The sequence below is a fragment of the Paenibacillus antibioticophila genome (genome assembly GCF_000455265.1).
Classification (GTDB): Bacteria; Bacillota; Bacilli; order Paenibacillales; family Paenibacillaceae; genus Fontibacillus; species Fontibacillus antibioticophila.
In genome coordinates this window covers 2413921-2425319 of record NZ_HG005139.1, presented here as the reverse complement: position 1 = coordinate 2425319, position 11399 = coordinate 2413921, and the positions used below count along the sequence as shown (strand labels likewise).

8 protein-coding genes are annotated in these 11399 nt (G+C 51.2%); all 8 read left to right on the top strand.

Annotated elements, in window-relative coordinates; genetic code table 11:
* Positions 1-709: 709 nt before the first annotated feature.
* The 8 genes from TX85_RS11160 (at position 710) to rpoZ (ending at position 11314) form a co-directional block, all read left to right on the top strand.
* Positions 710-1837, top strand: a complete 1128-nt coding sequence (locus TX85_RS11160; protein ID WP_044479186.1) for an IS110 family RNA-guided transposase — start codon at positions 710-712, stop codon at positions 1835-1837.
* 1115 nt (positions 1838-2952) lie between these two features.
* Positions 2953-5751 (top strand): calcium-translocating P-type ATPase, SERCA-type, encoded by a 2799-nt coding sequence (locus TX85_RS11155; protein ID WP_044479185.1) that lies wholly within the window; start codon positions 2953-2955, stop codon positions 5749-5751.
* Between the two features lie 103 nt (positions 5752-5854).
* Positions 5855-6688: a diaminopimelate epimerase gene (dapF, locus tag TX85_RS11150; RefSeq protein WP_044479184.1), complete on the top strand. Its 834-nt coding sequence runs from the start codon at positions 5855-5857 to the stop codon at positions 6686-6688.
* A gap of 612 nt (positions 6689-7300) precedes the next feature.
* Entirely contained in the window at positions 7301-9217 is a 1917-nt protein-coding gene (locus tag TX85_RS11145; RefSeq protein WP_044479183.1) for a bifunctional homocysteine S-methyltransferase/methylenetetrahydrofolate reductase, read from the top strand.
* A gap of 35 nt (positions 9218-9252) precedes the next feature.
* Positions 9253-10140 (top strand): YicC/YloC family endoribonuclease, encoded by an 888-nt coding sequence (locus TX85_RS11140; protein WP_044479182.1) that lies wholly within the window; start codon positions 9253-9255, stop codon positions 10138-10140.
* Between the two features lie 50 nt (positions 10141-10190).
* Entirely contained in the window at positions 10191-10451 is a 261-nt protein-coding gene (gene remA, locus TX85_RS11135) for an extracellular matrix/biofilm regulator RemA (RefSeq protein WP_044479181.1), read from the top strand.
* 13 nt (positions 10452-10464) lie between these two features.
* The gene (gene gmk / locus TX85_RS11130) at positions 10465-11061 is read left to right on the top strand and encodes a guanylate kinase (protein ID WP_044479180.1); all 597 of its coding nucleotides are present in this window, start codon (positions 10465-10467) and stop codon (positions 11059-11061) included.
* Positions 11062-11092: 31 nt separating this feature from the next.
* Complete coding sequence (gene rpoZ / locus TX85_RS11125) at positions 11093-11314, top strand: DNA-directed RNA polymerase subunit omega (RefSeq protein ID WP_044479179.1); 222 nt, start codon at positions 11093-11095, stop codon at positions 11312-11314.
* Positions 11315-11399: the final 85 nt, after the last annotated feature.

Genomic DNA, 11399 nt, shown 5'->3' with positions numbered 1-11399 from the left:
CAATCTGTCTTACCCAATTATGATGCCATACTTCCTCCGGATATTCAAAAGGTACCTTCAACTTTTGACGCGGTGTCGTGCGAGAGCGCAGCAATAAAAAGCTGGTGCTGCGTATGGGGGCAACGTGTGAAGTGTGCTTACGATCGCTGTTGCTCGCGGATTCCTTTGATTAAATAAAATCTGAAATTGTAGCAATCCACTCGCAAAGGCGAACACTCCGTTTCTTCAGCACTCTTCACACTTATGCCCTTTCTACGCAGGCTACTTAATTCGGCTTTATAGTGCCGGATGGACTATAGTAGTACCCCTCCGCACGTCGGATGCACGGCAGAATGCTCCAGAATCACTTGCCTAGCCTACAGGCTCGTTCATTCAGCATAGCATCTTGATGCCTGATGCATTACAAACAGTACATTGGCAACACCGCATCATCATTGGGTGATGCCCCAATTTCAACAAGCAGACAGAGCAAGGGCTATTCCAGTAGATTCTGCATAATACCGGCCAAGTACGTTATGAGTAACCTCGCACCGAGCACAGCTTCCAGCGCGCGGTGTTTCGCAGTATGACGATCGGTCGTCCGCATGAAATATGAATCTTGCGGATGCAGTTATGATGAACGTAGTACAGCCCCTATTCGCAAATCGTAGGTTAAAATAGAAGGTGAGAAACCACTATTTCAGAGCTACATACGAAAGGAGCTGCTAATATGAAGAATACCACAAAATACGTAGGAATGGATGTATCGAAAGATAAGATTGCTGTCGCCATTGCGGATGAGGGCCGGGAAGCACCAAGATTTTATGGAACCATTGCCCATAATCCAGATGCTGTGGCCAAGCTGATCCGAAAGCTTCAAGAGAAAGATGTTGTTCTTGAGGTGTGTTATGAGGCCGGTCCAACGGGATACGATTTGTATCATTGGATTACCCGAATGGGAGTGAGTTGCGCAGTCATTGCCCCTTCAAGAATTCCTGTTCGTGCAGGCGACTCCATTAAGACGGACCGCCGGGATGCCGAGCGGCTGGCTCAGTTGCATCGTGCTGGGGAGTTGACTCCTATTCATGTACCGACACGAGAAACAGAGGCTTTAAGAGATCTTGTCAGAGCACGTGAAGATGTAAAAGAAGACCTTCATCGGGCACGTCAGCGTATCATTCATTTTTTACTGCGTCATCACATTCATCCACCAGCAAGCATGAAGAGACGCTGGACCAAAATGTACCGCCAATGGCTTGCTACGCTTACTTTCGAAAGAAAAGTGGAGCAAACAGTATTCGATGAGTACCTGCAACAGCTTCGGGAAATCGAAGAGCGGATTAAACGTCTGGAAACAGCTATGCAAGAAGCTGCAGAGATTTGTACGCACGCTCCAGTTATTCGCGCTATTCAAGGGCTGAGAGGGGTAGCACTACTAACTGCCATTACTTTGGTTGTGGAGATTGAAAACTTCGAGCGTTTCCGCTCTCCTGCTCAATTGATGAGTTACTTGGGGCTCGTACCTCGTGAACAATCGTCCGGGATAACAACCAAACGAGGAAGATTAACAAAAACAGGTAACTCAAGGGTAAGACGTGCGCTCATTGAAGCGGCATGGAGTTACCGTCATCGACCAGCGGTTAAAGGAGATTTGGAAAAGCGCCTTGAGGGGCAGTCGGCTCATACCCAGGAAGTATCCTGGAAAGCTCAACATCGTTTACATTCGAAATATCTAAGGCTTCTCCGGAAGGGAAAACACAAAAACCTCGTTGTCGCTGCGATCGGTAGAGAACTCGTGGGATTTATTTGGTCGATAGCCGTAAGTGTTGAAAGATCTGCACAACATCAAGTTGCATAAGCTACTTGTATGGATTCAATGAGTTAGATTATTTGTGATATACCACTCGTATACAATCTTGGGGCATGGGAACAAAGAGAAAGGTTTGGAGGATAATCCGCGATTTTCACTTGCACAGGGTATGTTACCTGACGTGCGTCTGCAGTTATCGGAAGGTCCTCCTGTACGAAAGGCATAACATGTGGAACCAACCCACGGATAGCAGTCTGCCAGCCGTTGACTCGCATTTTGTTCCCGTGCCCGAAGAATGGATATAAACCTTGGTTAAAAAGGTAAAGGAATAGGGGATTGACAAAAAACGTTCATAGCAGTGAAGAAAGTTACCCTAAATTCAGTGGAAATGATAGAAATACGGATATAGTGAATTTTTTTCGCTTAAAGTGGGCTATACCGTGGGTTTAACTAGATACTGGAGATCTAAGGTAATTTTTTTCACTAAAATCGGGTTTGAGCGCTGAATGAAGAATTTAAGGTAAGAAATTTCACTGGAGCATGACCGGAATGATACTGAGTAAGTAGGATGAGTAAAGCTCGGATCAAGACTGGAATACCAAGTAGGATAACGAAGTTCCGTGTTCCGCATAAGGCCGAAGCAACGTGCGACTGGGCGCAACTCCAGGCGCCAGTGTTCCATGGGGCTGTGCGTAAAGTGAATTGCGCAGGCTTCCATTTGCGATGCCTAGCCTAGGGCGACTAAGGCGAGCCTGGCAGCAAGGTGAAGTTGAAAGGAGGCTTGCGTGAAGTTTTCTGCTTGCGTGCCGGCAGGCGGCAAGCTTACTGTAATGCAACATGTGGCGCAGCCATGTGCAACTGTGTTTCAGTTAAACTGCAAAGGCGAAGTAGCAAGGGCATAAGTGTGAAGTGTGCTGAAGAAGCGTCAGCGTTCGCCTTTGTGAGTGGATTTCTCCCTTGTTTGAACTTAGTCCAATAAGAGAAATCCGCGAGCAACAGCGATCGTAAGCACACCTCACACGTTGCCCCTTCAAACTAGCCCCCCGATGTTAATTTCAAGTGTACGGGCTGTGATATTTTTGGACTGGCTGGAATACAGTTTACCAGTAGGTGGAAAAGCCTTAGCACTGTTTACCGCAAAATACGGGAGGGGAATCGGGAGGATGGAGCAAAAAAACTGGCACCAGTGGAGTGGAGAGGAAGTTTTGGCCCATCTCGGGGTTGAGCGTGATCTAGGTCTGACTCCGAGTGAGGCCGAGAAGCGGAGAGAGCAGTACGGCTGGAATGAACTGTCAGAGGGAGAACGCATTTCCCCGCTTCTGCTGTTCTTGAACCAGTTCAAGGATTTTATGATGCTGGTATTGATGGGGGCCACCTTGATCTCGGGAATTCTGGGTGAATATCTCGACGCCATAACGATAATAGCGATCATTATTTTGAACAGTGTGCTCGGGTTTGTACAAGAATTTCGGGCAGAGCGTTCCCTTCGCGCGTTGAAGCAATTGTCAGCGCCCCATGCCAATGTTCTCCGGGAGGGAGTAGTCCGGAATATTCCGGCTAAAGAGCTGGTTCCTGGCGATATTATCGCTGTAGAGAGCGGAGACCGTATTCCGGCTGATATCCGCTGGTTGTCTGCGCATAGTCTGGATGTAGAGGAGTCGGCATTGACCGGTGAGTCACATCCGGTAGCCAAGCACGCAGGCAAATTGATCGAGGCGGAGGTGCCGCTTGGAGACCAGAAGAATCTTGGCTTTATGGGAACGATGGTCACCCGTGGCAGTGGAAGGGGCGTTGTCATCCGCAGCGGCATGGATACCGAAATGGGTAAGATCGCGGATCTGATTCAAAGTACAGATGTACAAGAGACCCCGCTTCAACGACGGCTTGAGCAGCTTGGGAAAATTCTGATTTATTTGGCACTCGGCCTGACCGTGCTTGTGGTCCTTGTGGGTATTATGCATGGGCAGCCTGCTGGGGCTATGTTCTTCGCGGGTGTAAGTCTGGCGGTAGCCGCGATTCCGGAGGGCTTGCCCGCCATCGTTACGATTGCCCTGGCGCTTGGCGTCCAGCGGATGATCAAGCGCAAGGCGATTGTGCGCAAGCTGCCTTCCGTAGAGACGCTGGGCTGTGCCTCTGTCATCTGCTCCGACAAAACGGGAACCTTAACGCAGAACAAGATGACCGTTACACGTCTATGGCTGGAAGGACGTACACTGGAGGTAACCGGAGAAGGATATGAGCCGGTCGGTCATATTTTGGAGAACGGCAAGCCGGTTGACCTCAAGAAGGATCAGAGCCTGCGCCGGCTGCTGCAGGCAAGCGCGCTTTGCTCCAATGCGGAAATTTATGAGGAAGAGTCCAGCATGCGTGGAAAAAAGAAAACGCGGGAAGAGCCCGCCGAGCTGCAATGGAAGCTAAAGGGAGACCCGACCGAGGGAGCGCTAGTAGTTCTATCCGCCAAGCTGGGCTTGACCTCTCATGCACTGAGCACTGTCTATAAGAGAGAGCAGGAGTTTCCGTTTGACTCCCAACGCAAGATGATGTCCGTGGTTGTGGCCCACCAAGGCGGGCATATGGCGCTTGTCAAGGGAGCGCCGGATATGCTGCTTGATAAGTGCTCCTATATACTGTGGGATGGGAAGGTCGTTCCATTTACCGGGACCCTTCGCCACCGGGTGCAATGTGAGAATGAAGAGCTTGCCCGGGGTGCGCTTCGTGTGCTCGGTATGGCCTATCGTGATCTTAAGCCGAATGAAAATATGGAGGACCAGGATATTGTGGAATCTCATCTGGTCTTTGTAGGCCTGGCTGGCATGATTGATCCTCCCCGTAAGGAAGCGAAGGAGGCAATCTCGGTGTGCCGGCGGGCCGGAATCAAGACAATCATGATCACGGGCGATCACAAGCTGACGGCGGAGGCCATTGCGGCAGAGCTGGGGATTTTGCAGCGGGGCGGCTCTTCCTTGGCAGGACATCAACTCGCCGGAATGAGCGATGAGGAGCTGGAACGCCAGGTTGATCTGGTCTGTGTGTATTCCCGGGTTGCGCCGGAGCACAAGCTTCGCATCGTCAAGGCGCTCCAGCGGAAGGGCCATGTGGTAGCCATGACCGGGGATGGGGTAAATGATGCTCCGGCCATCAAAGCAGCGGACATTGGGATTGCCATGGGGATCACCGGAACGGACGTTTCGAAGGAAGCCTCATCTCTCATCCTGAGCGATGATAATTTCACCTCGATCGTCGCAGCGATTGAAGAGGGACGGAATATTTACGAAAATATCCGCAAATTTATCCGTTATTTGCTCGCATCCAATGTCGGTGAGATTCTGACCATGCTCTTCGCAATGCTTGCAGGCTTGCCGTTGCCGCTACTCCCGATCCAGATCCTCTGGGTTAATCTGGTGACGGACGGTCTGCCGGCGATGGCGCTTGGCGTCGATCAGCCGGAGAAGGACCTGATGGAGCATAAGCCCCGTGGCGCAAACGAGAATATATTTGCCAGAAGACTGGGCTGGAAGATTCTTAGCCGGGGCTTGCTGATCGGTGTGTGCACCCTGGCAGCATTCTGGATTACGTACAGTGCGGACCCGAGCAGCGCACAGCAGCTTGCAACCGCACAGTCTGTAGCATTTGCAACGCTGGTAATGGCTCAACTCATTCACGTGTTTGATTGCCGCAGCTCCAGATCCATCTTCCATCGCAATATTTTGCAGAATAAATATTTGGTGGTTGCCGTCTTGTCTTCCGTACTGCTGCTTCTCGGAGTTATGTACATTGAGGCGCTTCAGCCGATCTTCAAGACAGTGCCGCTCGGAACCCGGGAATGGGCAATCACCCTGGTGGCGGCAGGCATTCCGACCTTCCTGCTCGGTGCCGGCAGTGTATGGTCCGGCCGGCGTCGCCGGAAGTATACCGGTCCAGGGCCGATGATGACCGCGAAAAGTACAAACATTCGTGCATAGAATCAATACCAATCCACCCCTGCAAAATATAGACTTACCCCATAAAGAGGAAGTTCATAAAAAGCTGACTTTTTGAACTCGCACTTAAAGGGGTGGACATCTGATGGAATTCACGAAAATGCACGGACTTGGTAACGACTTTCTTGTATTTTATGGCCTGAATGAGCTTCCTGCCAATGTGTCAGAGCTGGCTATCCAGTGGTGCAACCGGTTCTTTGGGGCTGGTGGGGATGGCCTGGTGTTTATTCTGCCTTCCGAACGGGCTGATTTTAAGATGAGAATTATTAATTCGGACGGAACCGAGGCGGAGCAGTGCGGGAACGCCATTCGCTGTGTATCCAAATACGTCTATGATCACGGGTATACAGATCGATCGCAGATTACGATAGAAACATTGGGTGCCGGCGTGCAGCAAGTTACGCTGAACGTCGTGGAGGGAGCGGTCAGTACGGTTACGGTTGACATGGGCGAGCCGATCCTGGATGGCCGTGCTGTGCCGACAACCCTGTCCGGCAAGCCGGTGCTGGACGAACCGATCGAAGCGGCAGGACGCGAATTCAGGTTTACTGCGGTATCTATGGGAAATCCGCACTGTGTCATCTATGTGGATGATGCTCCGAGCTTTGAGGTGCTGGAATGGGGGCCGCGTCTGGAGACTCATCCTTATTTTCCGCGCAAAGTGAATGTGGAATTCGCTAGTGTGACTGCACGCGACCGGGTAGAAATGCGGGTATGGGAACGCGGGGCAGGATCAACCTTAGCTTGCGGCACGGGGGCATGCGCTACTCTGGTATCCTCTGTACTGAACGGGCACACGGATCGTGCCGCCTGGATTGGACTTAAGGGCGGAGACCTGTATATTGAATGGAATGAACAAAATAATCATGTCTATATGACCGGACCGGCAGAGGCAGTGTATCAGGGCCGCATCGGTTGAGGAACTGGATTGAATTTTGCTTGAGACTGTGATGTATATTAGTTGGACATAAGAAGCTAAGTAGAAATGGCATAAGTGTGAAGTGTTAAGAGGGTGTCCCCAAAAGTGATCATAAGATGACAGCATAATGATTGGGGGCACCCTCTCTCATTTTGTCAAATAAAAAGAAGCCGCTCTCTGGAAAATGGAGGTACCACCCAACCATAAACCACAAGGAGACGGTTTCTCTTTACATACTTGGTCTAACGGGCATTATATCTCCTTACGGTCCGCCTTTGGATGAGCCAGAATTGTAACGGACATTTTGGCTGCTAAGAGAGTAGAATGGAGTGAATCAGAGTCGTTTGAGCGTCCTAAGCGCCCGAAATGTCCGTTAACCCTTCGAATCATGAGAACAAGTCTGCTAAGAGGCTAGAATGTCCGTTAGCGAGTTTGAAATATCCGACAGCGAGCGGCAGATGGCTAATCAGAGAATCGGTTGCCCCCAAAGAGGAGTCTGATAAGGAGAGGCAGGCATCTGTGTTCAGGCAAACTTTTTTTTGTGTCGATAATTCTTATCATTCAGGTAGTTTTATGTTACATTAGAATGAAATTATCGACGGAGGTACTGCTATGAAACCGGACTTGCGTACAGCTTGGGAGACAGGCGTTATCATAGGCGATGGTGCAATGGGCACCTATTTATATAAATTCGGATTTCCCGTCGGGATATCCTTCGAGGAGCTTAATCTCCTGCAGCCTGAGATCATAGGCAGTGTTCATCGTGAATATATTGCGGCTGGAGCAGGTTTGATCGAGACGAACAGCTTCTCTGCCAATTACTATAAACTGTCCAAGCTCGGCCTGGAGTCCCAGGTGGAAGAGATTAACCGTGCAGCGGTCCGCATCGCGCGTGAGGCTGCGGGAGAGCAGGTGTACGTGGCCGGAGCTGTCGGCTCGATTTTGGGCGGAAAACGGTTGAATGTGACCGATGCGGAACTGGCAAGGTATTATGAGCAGCAGATGTCAGCTCTGCTTACCGAGGGAACGGATGCCTTGCTGCTGGAGACCTTTTACGAGCTGGAGGAAATGCGGCTTGCTCTTCGCCTTGCCCGCAAGCTTACAGAGCGCCCGGTTATTTGCCAGTTTGGTGTGGATCAGCTTGGACGCACATTGGACGGATATACCATTGAGGAAGCGTTCCATATTCTGAATCAAGAAGGCGCGGATGTGCTGGGCTTCAATTGTCATTCCGGGCCTAACGGTATTATGTCGGTTATGTCACGGCTGGACGGTCCGCTGACGTTCCCGCTCTCGGTGTTTCCGAATGCGGGTTTGGCCGACTATGTCGATGGAGAATATATATATGGAGCATCTCCCGATTATTTCGGGGATTGTGCAGTTTCCTTTGCGGAGCTGGGCGCCAGACTGATCGGCGGATGCTGCGGTACAACGCCGGAGCACATTGCGGCGACGGCTCGAGCCTTACGGGGCTATAAAGCAACGCCGCTGACAGAGGGCAAGCCGCTTCCAAAGGTGAAGGAGCGTCTGGAGATAAGAGAACGCGCTGTCTCCAGCCGTGGTGAAACCGCAAATGCTGCTCCCGCATGCAGCTGTGGGGAGGAGCATACAGAACGCAGCATTACTGAGCTGGTTCGCGAGCGGCACACTATTATTGTAGAGCTGGACCCGCCGCGGGATCTGGACATCAGCAAATTCATGGAGGGAGCAGCCGCTCTTAAAGAGGCGGGGGTAGACGCACTTACCTTGGCGGATAATTCGCTTGCGGTAACCCGGATGAGCAATATGGCGCTTGGACATTTGATCAAAACCCAGATCGGACTGCGGCCGTTGATTCATATTGCCTGCCGCGACCGGAACCTGATCGGTACGCAATCCCATATGATGGGCTTCGACGCACTGGGCATCGACCATGTCCTTGCCGTTACGGGAGATCCAGCAAGATTCGGCGATTTGCCTGGTGCAAGCTCGGTTTACGATACTACCTCCTTTGAGATTATTCGTATGATCAAGCAATTAAATGAAGGGATTGCCTTCTCCGGCAAGCCGCTGAAGCAGAAAGCCCGCTTCGTGGTCGGTGCGGCGTTCAATCCGAATGTGAAGCATCTTCATAAAGCCGTTGAGCGGCTGGAGAAGAAGATCGCTTCCGGAGCGGATTATATTATGACCCAGCCGGTCTATGACCGCGAATTGATCGTTCGCATCAAGGAGGCGACGGCTCACCTGGATATCCCGATCTTTATCGGGATTATGCCGCTTGCCAGCGGCAAGAACGCCGAGTATTTGCACAATGAAGTGCCGGGCATTCAATTGTCCGAGGAAGTGCTGGACCGGATGCGAGGACTGCAAGGCGAAGAGGGCCGGGCGATGGGAGTGGAGATTGCCAAGGAACTGCTGGATACGGCTATGGACCATTTTAATGGGATATACCTGATGACACCGTTCATGTTCTATGAGATGAATGTGGCATTAACGAAATATGTGCAGGAGCGCACGAAAGAGACGCCCTCCCCCTTGTCTCGTCTGTAATTATCAATTACAATAGGGTAACGGATGTGATGCCTATGTCGCACAGTATGACAGGATACGGCCATTCCGCCAGACGCTGCGGGGGCTATCTGATTCAGATCGAAGCCAAATCCGTGAACCACCGCTATTGCGAAGTGGTAGTGCGCATGCCCAGAGAATGGACATGTTACGAGGATGGTCTGAAACGCCTGGTGCAGCGTTATATTAAGCGAGGGCGGATAGATGTATATATTAACAAGGAGCAGGAGCAAGCTGGCACCCTGCCCTTTGTTCTGAATACCGGACTGGCGGAGTCGTACTTGCGGGCTGCTGAAGAGCTTCGGGAACGGTATGGTCTGGAGAGCTCCCTTAGTGCGAGCGAGTTGTTGTCTCTGCCGGACATATTGATCGCTCCGGACTGGTCAAGCCAGGAGGCAAGGGATGAAGAGCCTTGGGAGGCAACGCTGCTGGATGGCCTGGAAGAGGCCATGATCAATCTGGTTACGATGCGCAAGCAGGAGGGGGAGCATCTCCGGAAGGACTTGGAGGAACGTTTTAACCGTCTGGAGGAAATGCATGCGGAACTGACGGCTCTGGCTCCGGAGGTTGCTTTGGAATATCGGGCTAAGCTTCGCGGACGGTTGAACGAGCTGCTGGATGGCGCCGTGGATGAGCATCGCTTCGCCATGGAGGTTGCAGTTTTTGCGGACCGATCCAACATTGATGAGGAACTGATCCGGCTTGCCAGCCATTTTGCCCAGTGCCGTGAATTGTTGGGCTCCACAGAGCCTGTCGGCAGAAAGCTGGATTTCTTGATTCAGGAAATGAACCGGGAGACGAATACGATTGGATCGAAAGCCAACCATTTGGCTCTGGTCAACCGTGTCGTAGAAATGAAAGCGGAACTGGAGAAAATCCGCGAGCAAGCGGCAAATCTCGAATAACGTTACATTGGACACAGTAGAGTCAATTAAAATAGGGGGAACACCTTCATATGGCGATTAAACTTATTAACATTGGCTTTGGAAATATCGTTTCCGCCAATCGAATCATTTCGATTGTGAGCCCGGAGTCTGCACCGATCAAGCGAATCATCCAGGAGGCGAGAGATCGCCACATGCTGATTGATGCTACCTACGGACGCCGCACCCGTGCAGTAATTATTACGGATAGCGACCATGTCATCTTGTCGGCCGTGCAGCCGGAGACGGTTGCTCACCGCCTGTCAGCCAAAGATGATGACAACGACGAATAAAATGGAGAGAAATATGGGTAAAGGATTACTTATCGTACTATCAGGTCCTTCGGGAGTCGGAAAAGGAACAGTCTGCAACGAGCTTCGCAGACGCCTGCCCGATCTTGTCTACTCCGTCTCGGCCACTACGCGGAACCCCCGTCTTGGCGAAGAGAATGGAGTGAACTATTTTTTTAAGAGCCGGGAGCAATTTGAAGAAATGATCGCTAACGATCAGCTTCTGGAATTTGCCGAATATGTCGGCAACTATTACGGAACCCCCCGTGATTTCGTCGAGGCAACGCTCCAGAGCGGCAAGGATATTATTCTGGAGATTGAGGTGCAGGGGGCGCTGAAGGTTAAGAGTAAATTTCCGGAGGGCATCTTTGTGTTCCTGCTGCCGCCGTCGCTCGATGAGCTGAAGGGCCGGATTGTAGGACGGGGAACGGAGAATCAGGCGACGATTGATCACCGGATGTCCGTTGCTGCTGACGAGATTGGATTGATGGAAAATTACGATTATGCAGTCGTTAATGACGAGATCGATCAGGCCTGTCACAGAATCCAGTCGATTATCGTAGCCGAACACTGCAAAATCAGGCCTAAGTGCGAAGAGATTGCTGCCCGGTAATATAGAGTCTAAAAGAAGAGGTGCTGAGTTCATGCTGTATCCATCGATTGATAAGATGCTGGAGAAGGTTGGTAGTAAGTATTCGCTGGTGGTGGCTGCTTCCCGTAGAGCCAGACAACTGCGTGAAGGCGAGAAGACCGAGCTGCAAACGCCTAAGTCCCACAAACAGGTCGGCGTTGCGCTTGAAGAAATCTATGGTGATCTCGTGGTGCTGAAGCAAGGCTCCCAGGTTGAGCCTGACGAAAATAAATAATACCAATCGGACCTCGTGGTCGCAAGATATCTTCAACAACCTCTCTATGACAGCCGCGAGGTTGTTATTTTTTTCTGCAGCGGGC